This is a genomic window from Alteromonas sp. KUL42, from assembly GCF_006538325.1.
Taxonomy (GTDB): Bacteria; Pseudomonadota; Gammaproteobacteria; order Enterobacterales; family Alteromonadaceae; genus Alteromonas.
Genome location: NZ_BJKK01000024.1, coordinates 1 through 21,159 on the forward strand (window position 1 = coordinate 1; position 21,159 = coordinate 21,159).

Here is a 21,159-nt window from a genome sequence, read left to right on the forward strand (position 1 = left end):
AAAAAAGCTTAATTCCATCTTTAACATTAGAAGAAATAACTATAAGAGACGATGTAAAAAGTACTAAAGCATAGCTTTGATAGCCAGCTATGTATTCTTTATTATTTTCTGGGGTTTCAATATAAAACAACCACTCATCACTAATATTTAAAAAAATTATAACTGACATAACTATAAGTAATGAAAAATGTGTATTTTTTACTCCTTTCAAACCTCAAATTCGCAGCAATCAAAAAACAAACGACGTTATATACAACTCCTGAGCTTGTCCAAATAAAAACCTCCCAGTAATCTGAGGCCGGAACTTTAAATAAAAAGTATGAAACCGCACATACAGATGTATATAGAATAATTAGTAAAAAGATATTTACGCCTATAAAGTTAGTTCCACTGAATTTTTTAAGATTAAAAAGAAAAAGCGGAACTAAAAGAAAAATAGAAACGACTGGTAAATAGCTACCTAAAACAGGTGGAATTAACTCTATAGAAATAAAATATTGATATAAAAAAAAGCATGGAAACCATAAAAAAATATGAAAAAAGTGATAAGCAGCTTAATTTATCATGATATTCATATTTAATTCTCACAACAAAATTCCTGCTATCAAGAAAACATTAATAATCATGCCTCGCCTTACCATATTTTTTAATAAAGTCTTTAACAACAGGATTATTTTTATCATCTTTTCCTTCAAAAATTCCACCCCACTCTAAGTTTCCATCTTTTATAGTTGCATGTTCATATGTCCAGTCATCAAACTGAAATACCTTTTCTTCTGACAAGTAAATTTGTACTGCTGCAGTGTGTAGAATGTGATCTGTCCAACGATATTTGTAGGTTCCACCTAGTCTATCAAAATGTCCAACAAATGCCTGAACATCTCTACGCATCCAAAAGTTAATATTGGTAATTAAAAAATTGTTGTAGTAAGTCAGCCTATTCCATTCGGTTGGTAAAGGCCAGTTGTGAAAATCATGATTCAGTGTGTTCAATAACTTTTCTAGAAATATAGTAAGTCGCTTTTTCAACATTCCTTTAAAAGAAAAGTATTCATAATTAACACTGGTCGATAAATCAAAATTATCTAAAAAGGTTTTCGGCTTTAGCCTCTCGGCTTTAATGTATGCAAAAACCGCCTCTGAAAAACCCAATGTAGGTCGTTGAGGCTCCTTTAATATTGCTCTGTAGCCGTACTGATATCCGTTTCTATCCATGAACTCAAATAAGTTATAGTTAATTTTTGAGTGAATGAATGAATCGTCGTCCATTCTCATAAACCAGTCATAACCTAACTCAGATAAAATATGGAAAATTGTAACTGAATAAAACCTCGCCATGTGCCTATGTCCAAGCCCATATTTTCCGTCCCATAATATAGGTATTTCTTCTGATTTTAAGAAACTCGGAATCTGAAAATGTATCTCTTGAAACTTTATTTCATCACGTCCTTTCCTTACTTCTTTCTGACTTTCTAAATCAAAATCACCTTCGTGAAAAATCAGAATGTCATGTTTGAATTGATCATTGTAGTTTAGGTAAAGTAAATCGAGACTCATTTCTAACATTGACCTCGAGTCTCTTCCATATTGTGAATCTCTTTTCGTGTTTTGTGCAAGGTAAACGATACATGGTTTCATTAGAACTGGTCACTCATTTAGCAACAAAAAGAATTGATTTTAAAATTTCTAAGTCCCCAGCACCTCCAGAGCTATTTAGAATACATAGAGAGCTTGTACTTGCTTGGTAGGTAAGAATTGCAAACCTCATAGTTTAGGCTCTGTTTTGTAGAATTCTTCATATAAAGCATTGAAAGTGCTTTGTGCTTCTATTCTACCGTTCTTTAAATAAATCGCCGAGTTGCAAAGTTCATGAAGCAAAGCTAAATCATGACTCACAATTAGGATTGTTACGCCCTCGGCTGATAGTTTGCGAAGGCGATCAATTGCTTTTAGTCGATATTGCTGGTCACTCACAGACAAAACCTCATCAACTATCAATATGTCACTGTTTAAATGAGACGCTACTGCGAAGGCTAGTCGCGCATGCATACCATTGGAGTATTTTTTGATTGGCGTATCTAAGTATTTTCCTATTTCCGAAAACCTCACAATTTCGTTAAAAGTGTTTTCTATCTGACCTGTCGTCATTCCCAGTAAAGCGCCATTCAGGAAGAGATTTTCTCTTCCTGTAAGTTCTCTGTGAAAACCAACACCAACTTCTATCATACTGGAAACTGAACCTCTAATTATCAACTCACCTTCCGATGGTGCTGTAATCTCGCTGATCAACCTAAACAACGTAGACTTCCCAGAGCCATTGTCTCCCAATATAGCGACAACATCGCCTCTTTCTACTTCGATATTCAGGTTTCTTAAAGCCCAAACTCGTTGTTTTTTTGAGAATGAAAACCGAGCTATCGCTAGTATCTTATCTAAGAAATTATCTGATTCACTCTTTACGGGTGGTATGAAGTAACACTTCCCTAAGTTAAGTGCTTCGATAATTGGTTGTGTCATCTTTTATTACGCTTCATATGGTTACAGTAATACTAATTAGATAACGTCTGCAAACTTCCTTTCGTTTTTGCCAAAGACGTAAACACCTGACAAAAGAAGTACAGTAAGTGAAGTAACACCAATTAGCAGCGTTTCAGTTCCCGGCCAAAATTTCTCACCTAGCAAGCAATATCTCAATGACTCAATTAGGCCAACTAATGGGTTTATACTGAATAAAGACTTCCACTGTTCGGGCACACTCTGCAATGTAAATGCGACCGGACTAATAAAGAGACCAATTCGAATTAAGAAGGGAATTAGTGTTTGAACATCCCTAAAAAATACGTTTAACGTACCAAACCATAGGCTTAACGATAGATTTAGCAGTAGTGTAAAAATGAATATTATTGGGATAAAGATTATATTAACTGATATTGGAACCTGGTAATACGCCATTATTGCGAAGACCAATACCAAATTCGCAAAGAAGCCGATACTATTTCGTAAAGCTGAATTGATGGCTAATAATACTCGAGGAAAATTTGCTCTTACTATAAGATCGCGATCATCCACTATGCATATACAACCGCGACTTACCGCATTCGAAAAGAACTCCCACAATGTCATCGCAGATAAAGCAATTAGTAGATAAGGAAATCCATAGTCAGGGAATTGACCAATTCGGTCAAAAACAAAAACAATGGTGAGCGACATAGCGAAGGGCTTAATTAAAACCCATGTCATACCTATAAAGGTTTGTTTGTACGAGACAAGTAAGTCTCTTTTTATTAAATGGATGAGCAATGTTCTCGCACGCCATAAAACAAGGGGATGGAGATAACGAAAACTTTTATCTTGGTACGAAATTTTCTTTTCCATATGTTCTACTTACTTAAAGATATGGCTTATTACGAAATACCTTTGTTAAATACCACACATATTTAACTTGATAATAAACCCACCTATTGCATGAATTTAATAAGGTTGAAATTAACGGCGATATTCGAGCCAACTTATTTTCTAGAATATCTAACCTCTTTACCTCTATTATAGATTTCGATAATTTTGCGTTACTTTCCATTAGAGATATTTCTTTAAGCCCCCAAGAAGCGCCATTCGGGTTCAATATAGGTTTATCAAATGATTTAGACCAAGGAGGGTTGAGCTTTCGATGAGAGTGTCGAAAGTTCAAACTTGGCTTAACATGTTCTAAATGGAAAAAGTGATAACCAAATTCTTTACCTATATTTACAACTGGGTATTTTTTGATTAAGCGCGTAGCTAAGTCAACGTCCATAAACCAATAATAAATTAACCGCTCATCATACCCACCAATATCGTCCCAAATGTCTCTGTGCATCATTAATATTCCAACAGGAGATGCCCAAAAGCAGAAACTTAACTCTTCGCTATAGTTCAGTTTTCCGTAGGAACTAATATAGTAATGTAAGTCTTTAAGGTTTGGTTTTTTAGATACGAATGAATAAGGTATCTGTTTGCGCGCCGCAAACAGATATGAATTTCTTAGGTCAAAACGTTCTTCTGAGTTTCCTTCATACGCATTAAAGAACTTTGTTAAGAAATCACCAGTCACCAACGTGTCTTGATCAATCCTGCCTATGTACTCACCAAAGCTTCTTCTTGCAGCAACATTTAGTGCATAAACTTCTCCAAACGCACTATCACGCTGCAAGGTCGATGCCAATCGATTTGGAATATGTATGAAACGCGTGATTGCGAGCGCATCGTTTGTGAGCCCAATTACGTTTGAAATAGGTTCTTCACTTCCCCAATCGGCAACAACTATCTCAACGGTGTGCTCTTTTTTTAACTTAAAAATTTGCTCGGAAACATAATTAATAGAAGTCCCCAATCTCCATAGGGGGTCTCCCATATAATCGTCATTTCTAGAACAGATAATAAGAGAAAGTGTAATGCTTTTTTTTGATTGCAAAATGATACTTGCCGCTGTCTTTTATATTATATAAAGTCGATAAAACTAGGTTTTTTTTGCCAAAATACAAGCCATTTCACTAATATTGATTGAACGCTGACAAATAAATAAGCGCGCTACCTTTTGGTATATCTACGTGAAGTCATGACTTCAAACATGTGATTTTATTTGTAACTTTCATAATGAAATATAGAGCTGAAATAGACGGGTTAAGAGCAATTGCAGTTGTAGCTGTAATACTTTTTCATTGTAATTTTGAGTTTTTTAAAGGTGGATATCTTGGTGTTGATATCTTCTTTGTAATTAGCGGCTACCTAATTTCTGCACAAATCACTAGTGATTTGAAGAGTAGAAAGTTTAATCTAAGCGATTTTTACATACGACGCGCTAGGCGTATTTTACCCGCACTTTTCTGTCTTATGTTAGTCTGCTTACCAATCGCTTGGTTACTATTAACACCAATTTTTTTAAAAGATTTTGGGCAAAGCCTCGTATCTACTACAGGCTTCTTTTCAAACTTCTTATTCTGGAAAGAAAACGGCTACTTCGAAAGACTATCTGAATTGAAACCCCTATTACATACATGGAGTTTGTCTGTTGAAGAGCAATTCTATTTGTTATACCCATTATGTACTTTCCGTTTTTTGGCGAATCGGTTATCGATGGCTTGTGAAATTTATATTACTTATCGTTTTTTTTCAGTTTACTTGCAAATATCTTATCCCTTGCGTCGACTAAAACTCTTTTCTTTCTTGCTCCATTTCGTATTTGGGAACTCCTAACAGGGGTATTAGTTGCCTTTGTCTTAAACCGCGAGAAACGACAAAACCTACATTTTGCAAATGAGGCATTGAGTATACTTGGGTTAGGTTTAATAGGTTATTGCATACTAGCTTTTGATCCTTTTAGCCTAGCACCTTTTGATTACACATTGTTGGCGGTTTTTGGCAGTGCACTAATCATTCTTTTTTGTAAACCAGATACATTTTTATACAAGTTACTAAGTATAAAACCACTTGTAAACATGGGTTTAATATCGTACGGCGTTTATCTATGGCATTATCCAATACTCTCTTTCTCACGACACGCTTACAAAGCTGAACTTTCCAGTTTTTTGTCAGTTTTTCTATGTATGCTGTCTATTGTTCCAGCTTATTTTAGCTGGAAATACATAGAACTTCCTTTCAGAAATAAAAGCAAAATCGATAATGCCTTATTCTCTAAAATAATAGTTATTGTTGCCTTACTCATTGTTCTATTCGGTATTGTGTTACACGTTAACAATGGACTCGCAAATCATAGGTGGCTTCATTTGATAAACCTTATCTCAGATAATCATGAAAGAATGCTATCAGGTAATTGTCTACTCGACGAGCAACATTACAAAACGAAAGGATGTTTAAAGGGGGATATAGCGCAAAAGCCTAGTTTTGCTTTATTTGGAGACTCTCATGCAGCTTCGATCGCAAGTGAACTTGCCGCTATTTTTAAACGGAATAATAAATCATTTGTGCAATATTCAAAATTTGACTGCCCACCCATTTTCAATATGATGAGCTCAGAGGATCCAACCAATACAACCTGCAAGAAATATAGCGATTCGGTATTCAATCAAATCATTGAACGAGACATAAAGAACGTTATCCTATTTGGTCGATGGTCGGTTTATGTTCATCCAGAGCATTTTGATGGGAAGCATAATTATTACATAGAAAGTTCGTCATTAGGTAAAAGTACGACAGCCCCCCTAACACAAAACCCAATTTTGGTAGCATACCAAGAAGTAATCGAACGCTTTTTAGAAAATGACGTAAAAGTATTCGTAATAAATCCAATTCCAAATCTGAATGAAAACCCAATTGATGAAACCATAATGCTATCAAGTCATTTTGAAATTATATTTCCTCCCCCCATTCCACATAAAAATTTTGAAGCACGTAATAGGGCAGTTTTTGAACTTTTTACCTCACTGAGTGAGAATCAAAAAATTACACTAATAGGGGACTCTAATATTTTTTGCCCTATCGTTCCAAATGATATTCGTGTCTGTTTAAACAATATTAATCGGGAGTTTTTGTACTTTGATGACAATCACCTAACCGAGTTGGGCGCAAAATTGCTTCTGTATGAAATCGAGAAGGACCTATTTAAGTAGTATCAAGTACAGTATAGTGAAACCTGAAATTACGTACCGCCTATCAGCTTAAACTCATTTTTTATTTCCTCCTTTAAGCTTATATTGCGAAGGGCAATAACCTCGTTCTACGCCTTCGGGTCTTAAGCTTGCATGCTTGGTTTTTCGACCACTTACACGGGCGCGCCAGTTCTTAAACGTCTTCTGCTTAAGGTTACTGCGCATTAATTTAATCACCTCTTTTTCAGGTAAACCGTATAATTGCTCAATCGCCTCAAATGGCGTTCTGTCTTCCCAAGCCATTTCTATAATTCGAGAAGCCTGTTCTTCAGTTAAGTGCATAGCTACATCATCAAGTGAACTAATTTGATTTCTAATACGCAAAACGGCGGAATTTGTTCACGTGTTTAAAGTGTATTTACTCGTAAATTGATTGCGCTATCCTTATCTATTGTCGTCGTCCTTTTCAAATACCAGTTTCAGTAATTCTGCAGCGGCTTTTGCGTCACTTAAAGCACGGTGGTGCTGCTCCATTTCAATTTCAAAATGTGCAGTTAAATTCGCTAAAGAATAGGAAGGTAAACCCGGGTAGGTACGTCGCATCTCTCGCACCGTACACATTTTGGGGTGGCGGAAGTCACGTTCTAAACGCGCAAACTCTTGCTTTATGAATCCATAGTCAAAGTTCACGTTATGCGCTACAAAAACGGCGTCTTCGGTAAACGCTGCAATAGCATCGGCCACTTGTGCAAAAACGGGCGCATGCTGAACCATTTCGTCAGAAATTCCCGTAAGCTTGGTGATGTTTGAAGGAATACGACGCTGGGGATTTATGAGGGTTTGAAAACGGTCTACTTCGTTTCCAGCCACCAGCTTCACCATACCAATTTCAGTAATTCGATGATAACTGTTATTTCCCCCCGTTGTTTCAATATCCACAACGACATACGGTTGCTGCGGGTCGCGAACCCAGTTAACCGTGGTTACAGCGACTTCAAACCCTGCCTGCTGCAAACGTTGAATGGATACCAATTGATTGCGACGTAATTGGTCACCAGGAGCTTTTATTTCTTCAAACCTTAACGTCTTATCAAATACCATAATATCTGGAAAGCCGTCGCGCAGATGTTCAAAATCTTTGCTCATCATACGCAGCATCGTATGTATAGCCTCTAGGTTGCCATAATCAATCAACGCCTCAATTGGCGTTAACAATCCGCTTGACCACATGAATAAGCTATTTACTTTGCCGTAGTGCTGGGTAGCCATTTTTTGAATGTGAAATCGCAGCTTATCTTTGCTATCAAGCCTTGCTAGAAGCGACTCAATGCTGTCTTCGAATTTAGCGTAAAAGTTATTTTGCTTGAGTGACAAAGGTCGTCTATCAAACTCTGTAACCAAAGCATCCTCTTCGTAAAGTTGCTTCCAAAATGTGAGGCCAAATAAGCTACGCCATAATCTATTTTCTGTTCGCCACCCTTGAATACCATGCCTTGCATAGTGAGCCAATACACCTCTTTCTACTTGCTGATTTTGACTGACATCAATGGCTAATGTACGGCTTGCGCTGCGCAACATGTCTGTAACAGAACTCGTGCGCTTTTTATGAAATTTTCTTGCGTAAAAATCTTCTGCAAAGGCTAGTAAAGTATCTGAGGCAGGGTTATCAATAATCTCTTCAAGCGCAGCTTTTACCTCTTCAAGCACACCGTCTTTGTAGCTTTCTCGCAGCCACTTCTCTTTGGCTTTATCGCTATCGGCCATTCCCAACACGTGCAAACCCGCTTCGCGCTCTATATCAAGTAATTTAAGCCCCAATAAATAAAGAAACTGATCGCGATAAAAGCAGGCTGACACACCATGAGTTGATGGAAACACTTCCTTTGACAGTGATAAAAGGGCTGCTTCATCAAGGAAGGGCAATTGAGTAATGTGATCGGCATAGAACCACGCTGCTTCTGTGTCTACTTTGGTTTCAAATCGGGCCACATCATTGACTGAGTCCGAACGAGTCCTCATAACACCTAAGTCACGCATCGAAAACTGGTTTAAACGACTTTTCGTGTTACCGAAATACAAAAACAATAAAAAACGAAGCGCGTCATCGAAAAGACACACAAGGTAGTCATTAGTGGAGAAGTTAGCCGGCCAACCTTTTAACTCAACTTCATGCCGTAAAAGCGTTACGAGTTTGGGCTTAGAAAGCGATGAAAGACCGCTGATACTTCCATATTCATTTAGAAGTGCGAGTAATGCGTCTTTGGTGAGTACACCGGCAATGTCATTCATCGACGCGTTAGATAAATCACCAAACCACCCTTCTTGAATAAGCCAATCAATTTGATACTGTGGTGTATCTATTTCCGCATAATTAAATTGCTTACGGTCTATTACTGCATATTTACGATTGGCCGCGCGCACAACAATACACTGCTTATTTTCGTCCAGCGCTTTAAAGCGACTGATAAAGCGCGTGGCCTCTTCGCTTAAAAGCGCTGCGCTTGCGCCTTCGAAAAAGTGCAAAAATTCGTAAAAGTGTGCCAAATAATAACGCGGCGGTAAGTCTTTTCGCATGGTCAACAATTCAGGTTCAATACCACAAATAGTGTATATTTATACAGCAAAATAAACAACCACTCGTGTCTGTGTTAAATTTTCACACGCTGACAACACGGGCACGTTCCCACTCGTTCTGTCACAAGAAGCATCTAAAAGCACTAAAAATAGAGTCATTAAGATACTAAAATGTGCCTCAATATGATCACTGCTACGTTCGGTTACGTAAATAAGAGTAACTTCTAAAATTACGGTGGTAACTATGAGCTTAACGCGCGCCATGGGGTTTTCATGCCCGTATTGCATGGCTTCTAATGATGTAGAAATTGATGAAATTAACGATGTCGGGCAAGTGCAGGTACTTGATTGTCAAGTATGTTGCCAGCCTATTGAACTCACAGTCTATCAGCATAGCGATGAACTCGAACTAGAGGCGATACGAGAAAATGACTAGTACGTTGTCGCGAGATGATATCAATAATATGGAGCAGCGCTATCGCGCCAATCTCATCAATAGTTTGTCTGGCTTTAAACCTGCTGTGCTACTTGGTACTACTGACGGCCACACACATAACCTTGCCATTGTGAGTTCTGTAGTGCATATCGGAGCAAATCCACCGTTATTGGGCATGATAATGCGACCACACTCGGTACAACGGGACTCTCTGGGCAATATTAAGAAAAGCGGTTTTTACACGCTTAATCACGTGCATACCGATTGGATAGACAAAGCGCATCAAACATCTGCACGCTATGCGTCTGATGAGAGTGAGTTTGTTGCTGTTGGTCTTACACCACTCATAACAAGTAGTTTCCCTGCTCCTTTTGTAGAAGAAAGTAACATAAGAATAGGAATGAAGGTTGCTCAGCACTTCACCCTAATTAATGATACCGAAATGGTTATTGGCGAGATTCTAGAGCTGCATGTGGATCAAAAGCACGTAGCAAGTGATGGTTATCTGGATATAGAAGCCTCAATGAGTGCATGTATTTCAGGGCTCGATAGTTATCACTCAACTACGCGTTTAGCGCAATTTGAATACGCGAAGCCAAACCTCAAGCCTCGTAGAAAATGAACTAAACACTGAACCATTGCTCTAACGATAAAATGATATAAAGAAGTCGTTTTGTAGTGGAAACTCGCTGTTTGAATAACGGTTAACCTACACACATGACATTTATTTAATTCAGATCAAACGAGTTAGGCATTTTCTATTCGATCTTTTTTCAAAAAGCGATAGTATCTATCTATGAAAAAAAACCTGCCTTCTTGGCAGGTTTTTGCGTTTAAAGCGATGGATAAAAAAGAATCATTATCGTTTTTATCTCTTAAGGAGAGTGTTATGAAATCTGTTAATCGCCGTGACTTTTTGAAGTTATCTGGCTCAACCGTTATTGGCTTAACATTGGGAAGCACTGTGTTAAAAGCGCAGGCGCAAGAGCAATTAAGTGCAGACGACGCAACAGCAAAAGCCCTTAAATATACACCTAACTCAACCGTTGATGGTGCAAATTGCGCGAACTGCATGTATGTACAAGGTACCGATGGTGAGCAACACCGTCCTTGTAATATCTTCCCAGGTAAGCTTGTTAGCGCAGATGGTTGGTGTAGTGCATGGGTGAAAAAACCTGGTTAAGCCAAGTTAGCCACAACGAAGGTTATTGCCTTGCTAGAGAAAGCGCTTGAGCAATAGCTACCCTGAAAGCCTGAATGTATGTAACAACATTCGGGCTTTTTTATATAGACCAAAATTTATGCTGCAAAAAAAACGTACCGCAAAGGTCAACACGCTCTAGACAGACCTTTTCTACATCCCATTTACTGAATGCCTTGCAGGACAGCCTTTAATTCTGAGGCATCAAACGCTGTAGGCAGTAAGTTCGGCCTAATAGTAAACTCGTGTTTAGCTTCAAATATTTGCCCAATTCGCAAAACGTCTTCGTCTTGCCATTTCCCACCGATAAAACTTAAACCCACGGGCAGATTCTTTATTGCGCCAATGGGTAAAGTAAGATGAGGGTAACCCGCAACAGCCGCTAGGTAACCAATACCAATAAACCCGACGGGTGAGTGATCGCCGTATACACCGTCTATGAGAAAAGCGGGACTGTTTGATGGCGCAACAAGAATATCTACATTGCGTTGTGCCATCAGTTTATCAATACCCTCTTTTCCCGCGGCACTTTGCACCAATTGCCTAGCGGTAAGATAACTTTCACTTTCAATAGGCTCAGCAAGCAATGATTTTTGAAAAATATCTTGATTGAACAACGCCATTTCTCTCGGATTGTTGCTATTAAAAGCGATGAGGCTAGCAAGATCATTCACAGGTAAACTGGCTGGCGTGGTCGAAAGGTAGTGATTAATAGAAGTATGGAATTCACTAAGTAAAACAGAATAAGAATCAGACCAAAAGTGCTCTGGTTGCTCAAACTCACGAATATCAACAAGTGTAGCCCCCAACTCGCTCAGCTGTTTAAGGGCCTGATTGTACTTACTGATCACTTGAGGGTTATCACCTTGTCGATACCTCACCACGCCAATGCGTACACCTTTTAAATCTTTCTCAGCCATGCCTTGTCGTGGCAATATCGGAATATAGCTATCGGCTTCTTGAGTTACTAAATCTAGACCATCATGACCTGCCATTAGCGATGTCATTAACCATGCATCCTGTACGTTGGTTGTCATAGGGCCTGCGGTATCTTGGCTGAATGATATGGGTACAATATGGGTACGCGATAGCAATCCAACAGTAGGTTTGAACCCCACCACTCCGTTCATAGACGCTGGGCATATAATAGAACCGTTAGTTTCAGTGCCCACTGCCAGCGACGCTAAGCGAAGTGCCATTGCAGCCCCCGAACCAGAAGAAGAACCACACGCACTACGAGAAAGAATATGAGGATTTCGGGTTAATCCCCCCACCGCGCTCCAGCCGCTAATTGACGACTCTGAACGAAAATTAGCCCACTCAGAGAGATTGGGTTTTTCCTAATATAATGGCACCTGCTTGCTTTAATTTGGCAACAATTGGAGCATCTCGTTGAGTAAAATTATTCAGCAATGCCATAGAGCCTGCTGTTGTAGGTAACTCACTAGACTCAATGTTGTCTTTTAGCAGTATAGGAATTCCAGCTAGCGGCCCCACGTCATCGCCCGACGCAATGCGCTTGTCGATTGCAACAGCTTCTTCTATTGCCCTCGGGTTAAGCGCAAGTACGCTGTTGACTTGCTTGTCGAGTAATTGGATGCGGTTAAGGTATGCCTTTACCAATGATTGAGAGCTAACGTCACCTGACTTGATTGCATTCACTTGCATATGCGCTGGTATATCGAGCCAAGGGTTCATTTCAATATTAGTAGCGGTAGTAGTATTAGATGCTGTGGTTGACCCGCACGCTGAACACAAAGAAATTAAAAAAAGTAGACACCACTGCTTAAACATCGTTTTCATCCTTAAAGGGAGTAACGTCGTGTTAATCCATTTGTTTTTCGAGTTGGTTTGCTTTTTCACAGGATATTATAGAAACCATTCACTGTGAGGTGGCAAAGTGCAAATTTTCCAAATTGTAACTGTCTAATAATACTTGATAACGACCATCTTGAATGAATGCCCGCAATGCTTTGTTAAATTCCATACGCAAATTTGGGTCTGGAATCGCTGCGCGATATGACGTTGATGGAAACAATTCGTGGAAGACAGTTTTATCTTCAGCATATTTTTCCTTGCGTCCTTTAAAGTAATTGAAGATGTTCCTGTCTAATACAATAACATCGACACTACCGAGCATGAGCATATCGACTTGACGCTCCTGCATAGCCATTTCTATATAAGAGGGCTGCGCTGACATGACCTCTCCGAAATCACTGCCTAACACGGTTTGTGCAGTCTGAAATGCAATAACACTTTTTCCTTTTAAATCGGCAATCGAATCAATATTTAGCTTTCTGTCAGCTCTGGTGACTGCCACATTTTGATAGGTAATATAAGGGTCAGACAAAATATCAGAAGCGACATTATGGGTTGGCAGTAAGGTAAGTCCCATATCCACCGCGTCGTCTTTAAGAAGTCGTGCTGTTCTACCGAAAGGAACGTAAATGGGTGACATATCATGGCCTGCCTCAGCTAGAATCGCTCGGACTAAATCTAGCTCAAATCCTGAATGATCTGCTGCGATAACATAAGGGGGCTTATCCCACCCAACGACAACATCGAGACTTTCCGCTTTGGTTGCGGCAGTCAACAACATTGAGTACAAGACAATTACAATAGCACGCATGAAGATTGGGCTTCTTTTTAAACAGAGACCGACTATGTCTATACTATTATATAGATAATAGCTATGCGCAAATCGCAGTTATACCTTATTGGTGACAGCACACTATCGAGAATAGCGACTCTTTTTGAAATATTAATTTTAGGAGCTTTGCTCGAAGTAAATACAAATTAGCGCAATGGCGTTCTGTTTAGCACCAAGCACAGGTACAATACAGCACAAATTTAGACGGTAAATGAATACTATGGCTTGGCTACAGTTACGAATTAATACTACATCTGAAAACGCAGAAATTATTGGCAATATGCTAACGGCAAATGGTTCACAAGCGGTTACTTATGTCGATGCGAAAGACACGCCTATGTACGAACCCAAACCAGGCGAAGTTATGCTGTGGCCAGATACACAAGTTGTAGGCTTGTTTGAAGCCGACGCTGACATGAATGGCATCCTCAAACGCTTAGGCAAAGCGAAAATATTGGGCACAGACTTTAAGTACAAGTTAGAGCCTCTTGAAGATAAAGACTGGGAAAGAGAGTGGATGGACAATTTCCATCCAATGCAATTTGGCGAACGTCTGTGGATTTGCCCCAGCTGGCGAGATGTACCTGACCCTAACGCGGTTAACGTTATGCTTGACCCCGGCCTTGCTTTTGGTACGGGTACACACCCAACCACAGCGTTGTGCTTGCGCTGGCTAGACGGTATCGATATGACCGATAAAACCGTTGTTGATTTTGGCTGTGGCTCTGGCATTTTAGCACTTGCAGCATTAAAACTAGGCGCCAAGCAAGTCATTGGTATAGATATCGACCCACAAGCATTACAAGCCACCGAAGAAAATGCGCGCCGCAACGGTGTGGAAGATCGCTTGCAAGTATACCTTCCTGAAAATCAACCTGCTCTTGAAGCCGATGTGGTCATGGCTAATATTCTTTCTGGCCCCCTCCTTGAACTTCAAGACATTATTACGGGTTACTGTAAATCTGACGGCCTTGTCGTGCTGTCTGGTATTTTGGCCGAACAAGTTAATAATATAGAGCACGCATATTCTCGCGAACTCGCTCTTGAGCCCAGCGCAATTGATGGTGAATGGGCACGCGTATCAGGCTCAAAACGTTAAAGCCTGTTGATATTCAAATTTCTGTCTTGTCTAGATGTCATGCAGACCGCTGTAAAAACAAACAGAAAAGGCTAACGAACGCTAGAAAATTGTTAATTTTTTTCACAATACAGCCCTTAAAATTCAAGGGCTGTAAGACTTTGGTACGATTTTCATACAACAAATGTGCGATAGCTCATTAATGTGACAGTTTTTTTTCACTGTCAAGAGCACATAGTGAAATTTTGTGTGATTTTTAGCCTTTTCAAGTATTGCGAAAACGCGTACACTTAGCGCCCCGTTTCAGCCGGGTGTATATTTTCTGTGCAGTTTTAGTTGGCGAGCTATTCGACATACATGCGACAAACAATACGAATTGGACCTTACGAGTTAGATAACAATTTGATGTTAGCTCCCATGGCTGGCGTGACAGATCGTCCGTTTCGTCAGTTGTGCAAGCGTTTAGGCGCTGGGCTTGTAGTATCGGAAATGCTTTCAAGCAATCCGAAGGTATGGAATACCGCTAAATCGCAAGCGCGTATGAACCATGAAGGCGAAGAAGGCATTCGCTCTGTACAGATAGCTGGGGCAGACCCTGAGCTTATGGCTCAAGCTGCGCAATTTAATGTTGAAAATGGTGCACAAATCATCGACATCAACATGGGTTGCCCAGCTAAAAAGGTCAATAAGAAGCTTGCAGGTTCTGCATTGCTTCAATACCCAGATACGGTGGAATCGATCATCAAAGCAGTAGTTAATGCTGTAGATGTTCCCGTTACACTGAAAATTCGCACAGGCTGGAACCCAGAAAATCGCAATGGGGTAGAGATTGCCCGCATTGCAGAGCAAAACGGCATACAGTCGCTGGCAGTTCACGGTAGAACGCGAGCTTGTATGTACAAAGGGGAAGCTGAATACAGCACCATACGCCAGATAAAGGCGGCAATTTCAATTCCTGTGATTGCCAATGGTGATATTACTTCTCCAGAAAAAGCACAAGAGGTACTGGATTACACCGGTGCAGATGGTGTGATGGTAGGTCGCGGAGCACAAGGTAAGCCTTGGATTTTTAATCAAATTCAACATTATCTTGAAACTGGCGAGAACCTAGCGCCACCACCATTGTCACAACAGTATGAAATTTTGTACGAGCACGTAACGAATGTACAAGATTTTTACGGTGACATCGCTGGTGTAAGGATCGCCCGAAAGCACGTGGGCTGGTATCTCTCGGAGCATGATACGGATCGTCAGTTTCGTAAAACGTTTAACGCTATCGATGATGCAAATGCGCAACTCGAAGCACTAAATGCATATTTTCAAGCGCTGCAGACACGAGAAACCCGACAGATTTCTCCCGCAGCATAGTGATGACTAACTTAAGAGCAACACAGTATTATGTTCGATCAAAACGTGACTTCACCTTTTACTACTACAGTAACTACGCCTTCACAAACGCAAGCACAAAAGCCTTTGCGTGACTCTGTAAAGCAAGCGGTTAACAAGTACCTTAAGCAATTGGACAACGCAAACATCGATAACCTGTACGAAATGGTACTGGCTGAAGTAGAAGCCCCGCTGCTAGAAGAAGTCATGACTTACACACGCGGCAACCAAACCCGCGCGGCCATCATGATGGGCATCAACCGTGGCACACTTCGCAAGAAGCTTAAGCAATACGGCATGAACTAAGATTCCAAGGGCTTTGCCCTCTAAAGAGCACCAACAGGTGCTCTTTTTGTTTCAACACTACAACTTTAGAAACTTATAATTTATGCAAACTCCAAAACCTATTAAACGTGCTCTTCTTAGTGTCTCTGACAAAACTGGTATCCTCGAATTCGCTCAAGCGCTGCATAACGCTGGAGTTGAGCTTCTGTCGACGGGTGGTACTGCAAAGCTTCTAGCAGAAGCTGGTCTTCCGGTAAAAGAAGTGTCAGATCATACAGGTCACCCAGAAATTATGGCTGGCCGTGTTAAAACCCTTCACCCTAAAATTCACGGCGGTATTCTAGCTCGTCGCGGTGTGGATGAAGCGGTAATGGAAGAAAACAATATTGCAGCCATCGACTTGGTCGTCGTTAACCTTTATCCATTTGCTGCGACCGTTGCCAATGAAGATTGCACACTTGAAGATGCTATCGAAAATATCGATATCGGTGGCCCAACAATGGTGCGTGCAGCAGCGAAGAACCACAAAGACGTTACCATTGTGGTTAATGCGGCAGATTATGGTCGTGTACTTGCAGAAATGAACGACAATGCTGGCTCACTAACGTATAACACGCGCTTTGACCTAGCTATAAAAGCTTTCGAACACACAGCTGAATACGACGGCATGATCGCTAACTATTTCGGTGCGCGTTTAGATAGCACAGGTTGTGAAGCAGATTGCGACCACCAGCACAGCGAATTCCCTCGTACGTACAATATGCAACTTACCAAGAAGCAAGATCTTCGTTACGGTGAGAACAGCCACCAAGAAGCAGCTTTTTATGTTGAAAACAACATTCAAGAAGCATCTGTTGCCACAGCAACGCAGCTTCAGGGTAAAGAGCTCTCGTTTAACAACATTGCTGATACCGATGCTGCGCTTGAATGCGTGAAAGAATTTGACCAACCAGCTTGTGTTATTGTCAAACACGCCAACCCATGTGGTGTTGCTATTGGTGAAGATATTCTTAGTGCCTACGACCGTGCATTTAAAACCGACCCAACGTCTGCGTTTGGCGGCATTATCGCATTTAACCGCGAACTAGACGCCAAAACAGCACAAGCTATTGTTGACCGCCAGTTTGTTGAAGTGATCATTGCACCAACAGTGAGTGACGAAGCCAAAGAAGTGGTTAGTGCGAAGAAGAACGTACGTCTTTTAGCATGTGGCGACTGGGCAGGTCAGCTTACAGAGGGGTATGATTTCAAGCGCGTTAACGGTGGTTTGTTAGTACAAGAGCGCGACTTCGGCATGGTTGAAATGGAAGACCTAGAAGTTGTTACTAAGCGCAAGCCAAGTGAAGACGAGCTGCGTGACCTTATGTTCTGCTGGAAAGTAGCGAAATACGTGAAGTCTAACGCCATTGTTTACTGCAAAGACGGCATGACTGTTGGTGTTGGTGCAGGCCAAATGAGCCGTGTTTATTCTGCGAAGATTGCCGGCATTAAAGCGGCTGACGAGAACCTAGAAGTAGCAGGCTCAGTAATGGCATCTGATGCTTTCTTCCCATTCCGCGATGGCATCGACGCCGCAGCTGAAGCGGGTATTAAAGCTGTGATCCAGCCAGGTGGCTCTATGCGAGACCAAGAAGTGATAGACGCAGCTGATGAGCACGGCATTGCCATGGTGTTCACAGGAATGCGCCACTTCCGTCATTAATACCTTTCATCATTTAATTGTGAAAGCGTCCGAGGTTGAGGTATGAAAGCGTTCCTAACCTCGGACCCTCAACACAAAACCTTAGCGACAGAGTTGCGAATTAATCTGCTAAAGCGTAAGTGCAAGTAAGGGTTAGCTGATACGCTTGATCTAACCACTACTAACTTGTAGTAACAATGTTAATAGAACATAGTAGGTTTATCGCTATTACTCTCGACAGATAAGGAAATAATAATGAAAAAGTTAGCCCAATATGTGTTAGCCGCTACCCTTGGTATGAGTGCTACGTACGCAAGCGCTGATGCGATCTCTGATGCGGCCATGAGCGATATTCGCTCAGCACAAGCGAAGGTGCGCGACGAATACCGCAATCCTCAACAAACGCTGCGCTTCTTTGGTCTTAAACCAGACATGACAGTAGTTGAGATTTCTCCCGGTGGCGGTTGGTACGCTGACATTCTTTATTCAGTGGTAAAAGAAGAAGGCAAATACGTAGCTGCACATTTCTTTGTAGACGAATCCACAAACGACTATTACAAAAAGTCGGTGGAAGGTTTCAAAGAAAAAATGAAGCCGGGCATGAAATACGAAGGTGCTGAACTTACTGCCTTTGACCCAGTAAAAGCGCTAGATGTAGCGAAAGCGGGCAGTGCTGATATGGTGCTGACATTCCGCAACGTACACAACTGGTATATGCGTCATGGTGACGAAGGTATCGACAATGCGTTTGGCGCATTCTTCAAAGCACTTAAGCCAGGTGGTGTTTTAGGTGTGGTAGAACATGAACTACCAGAAAGTGCTAGTGATGAAGCAATGAAAAAGAGTGGTTACATGAAGCGCTCTTACATTGTTGCAGCCGCTGAGAAAGCAGGCTTTACACTAGAAGCCAGTAGTGACATCAATGCAAACCCGATGGATAGCGCCGATCACCCTAAAGGTGTATGGACCTTACCGCCTCGCCTAGCCTTGGATGATCAAGACCGCGATAAATACCTTGCCATTGGCGAGAGTAATCGCATGACGTTAAAATTCAAAAAACCAAATTAGTAAAACTCATAATAGAGAACGGAACAGTTAATGAACGTACTTGTAATTGGCGGCGGTGGCCGCGAACATGCGCTAGCGTTTAAAGCAGCGCAGTCTTCTGATGTTTCAACCGTATATGTTGCACCGGGTAATGCCGGTACGGCTATTGAGCCCAAGCTTGAAAACGTTGCTATTGACGTCAACGATATTTCAGCACTGGTTTCTTTTGCCAAAGGCAATAACGTTGAACTAACGATTGTAGGTCCAGAAGCGCCGCTAGTTGCAGGTGTTGTTGATGCGTTCACAAACGAAGGCCTAATGATTTTTGGACCCACTCAGGCTGCCGCGCAGCTTGAAGGTTCAAAAGCCTTCACAAAAGACTTTTTAGCTCGCCACAATATTCCTACAGCGGAATATCAAAACTTCACTGAAATAGACCCAGCTATTGCTTATGTCCGTGAAAAGGGCGCGCCTATCGTAGTTAAAGCTGACGGTTTAGCTGCCGGTAAAGGCGTTATTGTTGCCATGACACTGCAAGAAGCAGAAGACGCTATTCGCGACATGCTAGCAGGCAATGCTTTTGGTGAAGCAGGTAGTCGCGTAGTTATCGAAGAATTCTTAGACGGTGAAGAAGCGTCTTTCATTGTTATGGTTGATGGCAAGAACGTACTGCCTTTTGCTACTAGCCAAGATCACAAACGTGCGGCAGACGGAGACAAAGGCCCAAATACCGGTGGTATGGGTGCCTATTCACCAGCACCAGTGGTAACACAAGATATTCACAATCGCATTATGGACGAAGTGATCATGCCAACAGTTAATGGCATGGCTGCAGAAGGCAACGACTACGTAGGCTTCTTATATGCAGGTTTGATGATTATGGCAGATGGCACGCCTAAAGTTATCGAGTATAACTGCCGTTTTGGCGACCCAGAAACACAACCTATTATGCTTCGCTTAAAATCAGATATCGTTCCACTTTGCCAAGCAGCTTGTAAAGGCGAGCTTGCGGGTGAAACTATCGAGTTTGATGAGCGCGCCGCAGTTGGCGTTGTGCTTGCCGCGGGCGGTTACCCAGGCAGTTATGCAAAAGGTGACGAGATCACAGGGTTTGAGGCAGCTGCAGAACTTGATGGTAAAGTTTTTCACGCGGGTACTGCATTGCAAGATGGTAAAGTTGTCACTGCGGGCGGCCGCGTGCTTTGCGCAACGGCGCTAGGTAACAATGTGACTGAAGCGCAGCAAAAAGCGTATGAGCTACTTAAAACCATTCAATTCAAAGACGTTTACTATCGCAATGATATTGCTTACCGCGCAATCGCTCGCGAAGCAGAAGCGAAGTAAGCTAACGGAAACACTCCTGAGTATTTAAACGAATACTCGTAGAATAGAACGCGGCTTTTAAAGCCGCGTTTTTTGTACTTTTACTTTGAAGGCTCACCAATAAGTGTTAACTCACCAAAAACCGAAGCATCAATATAGCCGCGATTTTTATCACCATTAACCGGTGTAATTTCATGAGAACCCACAAAGTGCTCTCTGTCACCGCCATCTGCATCACAATACGCCAACATAAAGCCTAACTTCATATTCGCTTTCAATACCATCGGCATATTGTCACCCTGGTATTGGAAATCATCGCCATAAACCTTTATTGCCGTTTCCCACATTATTTTGTGAGGTTGTTCAGCTTGTCTTCTCCACGCACTTACAACGTGATCATTAAACAGTCTGGGTTTAGATTCGCCGTTTTCATTTCCCTTTTCGTCACTGCTTAATGGACCAATATCGACCACTTGATTGTCTAGCGCCACATGATAAGCAAACGCATTGTAATTATTTAAGTGATCGCCACCCGATTTGTCTGCATCAATGAAAATTTCTAAACAGTCGTCGTCCCAATAACGTTCTAAAGGGTCGGCATAAGTGTCTGATAAATGATCATCTTGAATTTCAGCTAATAAATACAGGAAATTCTGGTCCCAACGCAATGTATAGCGGCCTGAAAAATCTTCAGGTGTAGGCTGTTCGCCTAACATAAGCGCATGCATGTCATACCATTGCCCTTGCCGCCATGTAATATCGTCGGCAATGCCATCTATTACAGGTGAACGCTCTGTATACATGGCCTCATCAGCTGTTGCTGCTACGCTACTACAAAGCGTAATAGCACTTAGTGCCAGTTTCATTTTCATCTTAATTCCTTTAATTCAAGCTTCGGCTTTGGCTTGCTCTGT

Annotated in this window: 22 protein-coding genes; 11 read left to right on the forward strand and 11 right to left on the reverse strand. The window is 41.3% G+C overall.

Features of this window, described 5'->3' with window-relative positions:
• The 5 genes from EYR97_RS22060 to EYR97_RS20235 form a co-directional block, all read right to left on the reverse strand.
• Window positions 1–211 (reverse strand): hypothetical protein (locus EYR97_RS22060; RefSeq protein ID WP_207308079.1); only part of this gene is annotated, 211 nt, incomplete at its 3' end.
• A 404-nt stretch (window positions 212–615) separates the two neighbouring features.
• Window positions 616–1,566: a hypothetical protein gene (locus EYR97_RS20220; RefSeq protein ID WP_165478117.1), complete on the reverse strand. Its 951-nt coding sequence runs from the start codon at window positions 1,564–1,566 to the stop codon at window positions 616–618.
• Window positions 1,567–1,764: 198 nt separating this feature from the next.
• Window positions 1,765–2,517, reverse strand: a complete 753-nt coding sequence (locus EYR97_RS20225) for an ABC transporter ATP-binding protein (protein ID WP_131095571.1) — start codon at window positions 2,515–2,517, stop codon at window positions 1,765–1,767.
• A 36-nt stretch (window positions 2,518–2,553) separates the two neighbouring features.
• Window positions 2,554–3,375 carry an ABC transporter permease gene (locus EYR97_RS20230; protein WP_131095572.1) on the reverse strand — a complete coding sequence of 274 codons (822 nt, stop codon included), beginning with the start codon at window positions 3,373–3,375 and terminating at the stop codon, window positions 2,554–2,556.
• 13 nt (window positions 3,376–3,388) lie between these two features.
• Window positions 3,389–4,450, reverse strand: a complete 1,062-nt coding sequence (locus EYR97_RS20235; protein ID WP_131095573.1) for a glycosyltransferase family 2 protein — start codon at window positions 4,448–4,450, stop codon at window positions 3,389–3,391.
• Window positions 4,451–4,632: 182 nt separating this feature from the next.
• Between EYR97_RS20235 and EYR97_RS20240 the strand changes: the two genes are divergently transcribed.
• Entirely contained in the window at window positions 4,633–5,232 is a 600-nt protein-coding gene (locus EYR97_RS20240; RefSeq protein WP_131095574.1) for an acyltransferase, read from the forward strand.
• 68 nt (window positions 5,233–5,300) lie between these two features.
• Window positions 5,301–6,605 carry an acyltransferase family protein gene (locus EYR97_RS20245; protein WP_131095575.1) on the forward strand — a complete coding sequence of 435 codons (1,305 nt, stop codon included), beginning with the start codon at window positions 5,301–5,303 and terminating at the stop codon, window positions 6,603–6,605.
• 54 nt (window positions 6,606–6,659) lie between these two features.
• Here EYR97_RS20245 and EYR97_RS20250 read toward each other — a convergent pair whose 3' ends face one another.
• Window positions 6,660–6,926 (reverse strand): TIGR03643 family protein, encoded by a 267-nt coding sequence (locus tag EYR97_RS20250; RefSeq protein ID WP_131095576.1) that lies wholly within the window; start codon window positions 6,924–6,926, stop codon window positions 6,660–6,662.
• A gap of 102 nt (window positions 6,927–7,028) precedes the next feature.
• Window positions 7,029–9,158 (reverse strand): exonuclease domain-containing protein, encoded by a 2,130-nt coding sequence (locus EYR97_RS20255; protein ID WP_131095577.1) that lies wholly within the window; start codon window positions 9,156–9,158, stop codon window positions 7,029–7,031.
• Window positions 9,159–9,402: 244 nt separating this feature from the next.
• On the opposite strand from EYR97_RS20255, the gene EYR97_RS20260 reads away from it, so the two are divergent.
• The 3 genes from EYR97_RS20260 (at window position 9,403) to EYR97_RS20270 (ending at window position 10,777) form a co-directional block, all read left to right on the forward strand.
• The gene (locus EYR97_RS20260) at window positions 9,403–9,594 is read left to right on the forward strand and encodes a CPXCG motif-containing cysteine-rich protein (protein WP_131095578.1); all 192 of its coding nucleotides are present in this window, start codon (window positions 9,403–9,405) and stop codon (window positions 9,592–9,594) included.
• Window positions 9,587–10,216: a flavin reductase family protein gene (locus tag EYR97_RS20265; protein ID WP_131095579.1), complete on the forward strand. Its 630-nt coding sequence runs from the start codon at window positions 9,587–9,589 to the stop codon at window positions 10,214–10,216. Before EYR97_RS20260 ends, EYR97_RS20265 begins: the two co-directional genes overlap by 8 nt.
• A 267-nt stretch (window positions 10,217–10,483) precedes the next feature.
• Window positions 10,484–10,777, forward strand: coding sequence for a high-potential iron-sulfur protein (locus tag EYR97_RS20270; protein ID WP_131095580.1), 294 nt, complete (start codon window positions 10,484–10,486; stop codon window positions 10,775–10,777).
• 182 nt (window positions 10,778–10,959) lie between these two features.
• Here the strand turns inward: EYR97_RS20270 and EYR97_RS20275 are convergent, their stop codons facing one another.
• From EYR97_RS20275 to EYR97_RS20280, 3 genes are all read right to left on the reverse strand, one after another.
• Window positions 10,960–12,069: an amidase family protein gene (locus EYR97_RS20275; RefSeq protein WP_242635140.1), complete on the reverse strand. Its 1,110-nt coding sequence runs from the start codon at window positions 12,067–12,069 to the stop codon at window positions 10,960–10,962.
• A gap of 46 nt (window positions 12,070–12,115) precedes the next feature.
• A complete protein-coding gene (locus EYR97_RS22550) occupies window positions 12,116–12,589 on the reverse strand; it encodes an amidase family protein (RefSeq protein ID WP_242635141.1) in 474 nt (157 codons plus the stop codon).
• An 88-nt stretch (window positions 12,590–12,677) separates the two neighbouring features.
• Window positions 12,678–13,424 (reverse strand): ABC transporter substrate-binding protein, encoded by a 747-nt coding sequence (locus tag EYR97_RS20280; RefSeq protein ID WP_131095581.1) that lies wholly within the window; start codon window positions 13,422–13,424, stop codon window positions 12,678–12,680.
• Window positions 13,425–13,665: 241 nt separating this feature from the next.
• Between EYR97_RS20280 and prmA the strand changes: the two genes are divergently transcribed.
• From prmA to purD, 6 genes are all read left to right on the forward strand, one after another.
• A complete protein-coding gene (prmA, locus tag EYR97_RS20285; protein WP_131095582.1) occupies window positions 13,666–14,544 on the forward strand; it encodes a 50S ribosomal protein L11 methyltransferase in 879 nt (292 codons plus the stop codon).
• 348 nt (window positions 14,545–14,892) lie between these two features.
• A complete protein-coding gene (dusB, locus tag EYR97_RS20290; RefSeq protein WP_131095613.1) occupies window positions 14,893–15,891 on the forward strand; it encodes a tRNA dihydrouridine synthase DusB in 999 nt (332 codons plus the stop codon).
• 30 nt (window positions 15,892–15,921) lie between these two features.
• Entirely contained in the window at window positions 15,922–16,215 is a 294-nt protein-coding gene (gene fis, locus EYR97_RS20295; RefSeq protein WP_012520109.1) for a DNA-binding transcriptional regulator Fis, read from the forward strand.
• Between the two features lie 82 nt (window positions 16,216–16,297).
• Window positions 16,298–17,896, forward strand: coding sequence for a bifunctional phosphoribosylaminoimidazolecarboxamide formyltransferase/IMP cyclohydrolase (purH, locus tag EYR97_RS20300; RefSeq protein WP_131095583.1), 1,599 nt, complete (start codon window positions 16,298–16,300; stop codon window positions 17,894–17,896).
• A 234-nt stretch (window positions 17,897–18,130) separates the two neighbouring features.
• Complete coding sequence (locus EYR97_RS20305) at window positions 18,131–18,943, forward strand: class I SAM-dependent methyltransferase (RefSeq protein ID WP_131095584.1); 813 nt, start codon at window positions 18,131–18,133, stop codon at window positions 18,941–18,943.
• Between the two features lie 30 nt (window positions 18,944–18,973).
• On the forward strand, window positions 18,974–20,266 hold the full coding sequence (gene purD / locus EYR97_RS20310) for a phosphoribosylamine--glycine ligase (RefSeq protein WP_131095585.1): 1,293 nt from the start codon (window positions 18,974–18,976) through the stop codon (window positions 20,264–20,266).
• A gap of 80 nt (window positions 20,267–20,346) precedes the next feature.
• Here purD and EYR97_RS20315 read toward each other — a convergent pair whose 3' ends face one another.
• The gene (locus tag EYR97_RS20315; RefSeq protein WP_404840979.1) at window positions 20,347–21,132 is read right to left on the reverse strand and encodes a sugar-binding protein; all 786 of its coding nucleotides are present in this window, start codon (window positions 21,130–21,132) and stop codon (window positions 20,347–20,349) included.
• Between the last annotated feature and the right edge of the window lie 27 nt (window positions 21,133–21,159).

Excerpts from the sequence above, each read along its gene's own strand:
- EYR97_RS20220 (WP_165478117.1), bottom strand. The coding sequence starts at position 1,566 with ATGTTAGAAATGAGTCTCGATTTACTTTACCTAAACTACAATGATCAA.
- EYR97_RS20225 (WP_131095571.1), bottom strand. The coding sequence starts at position 2,517 with ATGACACAACCAATTATCGAAGCACTTAACTTAGGGAAGTGTTACTTC.
- EYR97_RS20230 (WP_131095572.1), bottom strand. The coding sequence starts at position 3,375 with ATGGAAAAGAAAATTTCGTACCAAGATAAAAGTTTTCGTTATCTCCAT.
- EYR97_RS20240 (WP_131095574.1), top strand. The coding sequence starts at position 4,633 with ATGAAATATAGAGCTGAAATAGACGGGTTAAGAGCAATTGCAGTTGTA.
- EYR97_RS20250 (WP_131095576.1), bottom strand. The coding sequence starts at position 6,926 with ATGCACTTAACTGAAGAACAGGCTTCTCGAATTATAGAAATGGCTTGG.
- EYR97_RS20255 (WP_131095577.1), bottom strand. The coding sequence starts at position 9,158 with ATGCGAAAAGACTTACCGCCGCGTTATTATTTGGCACACTTTTACGAA.
- EYR97_RS20260 (WP_131095578.1), top strand. The coding sequence starts at position 9,403 with ATGAGCTTAACGCGCGCCATGGGGTTTTCATGCCCGTATTGCATGGCT.
- EYR97_RS20265 (WP_131095579.1), top strand. The coding sequence starts at position 9,587 with ATGACTAGTACGTTGTCGCGAGATGATATCAATAATATGGAGCAGCGC.
- EYR97_RS20270 (WP_131095580.1), top strand. The coding sequence starts at position 10,484 with ATGAAATCTGTTAATCGCCGTGACTTTTTGAAGTTATCTGGCTCAACC.
- EYR97_RS22550 (WP_242635141.1), bottom strand. The coding sequence starts at position 12,589 with ATGTTTAAGCAGTGGTGTCTACTTTTTTTAATTTCTTTGTGTTCAGCG.
- EYR97_RS20280 (WP_131095581.1), bottom strand. The coding sequence starts at position 13,424 with ATGCGTGCTATTGTAATTGTCTTGTACTCAATGTTGTTGACTGCCGCA.
- prmA (WP_131095582.1), top strand. The coding sequence starts at position 13,666 with ATGGCTTGGCTACAGTTACGAATTAATACTACATCTGAAAACGCAGAA.
- fis (WP_012520109.1), top strand. The coding sequence starts at position 15,922 with ATGTTCGATCAAAACGTGACTTCACCTTTTACTACTACAGTAACTACG.
- purH (WP_131095583.1), top strand. The coding sequence starts at position 16,298 with ATGCAAACTCCAAAACCTATTAAACGTGCTCTTCTTAGTGTCTCTGAC.
- EYR97_RS20305 (WP_131095584.1), top strand. The coding sequence starts at position 18,131 with ATGAAAAAGTTAGCCCAATATGTGTTAGCCGCTACCCTTGGTATGAGT.
- purD (WP_131095585.1), top strand. The coding sequence starts at position 18,974 with ATGAACGTACTTGTAATTGGCGGCGGTGGCCGCGAACATGCGCTAGCG.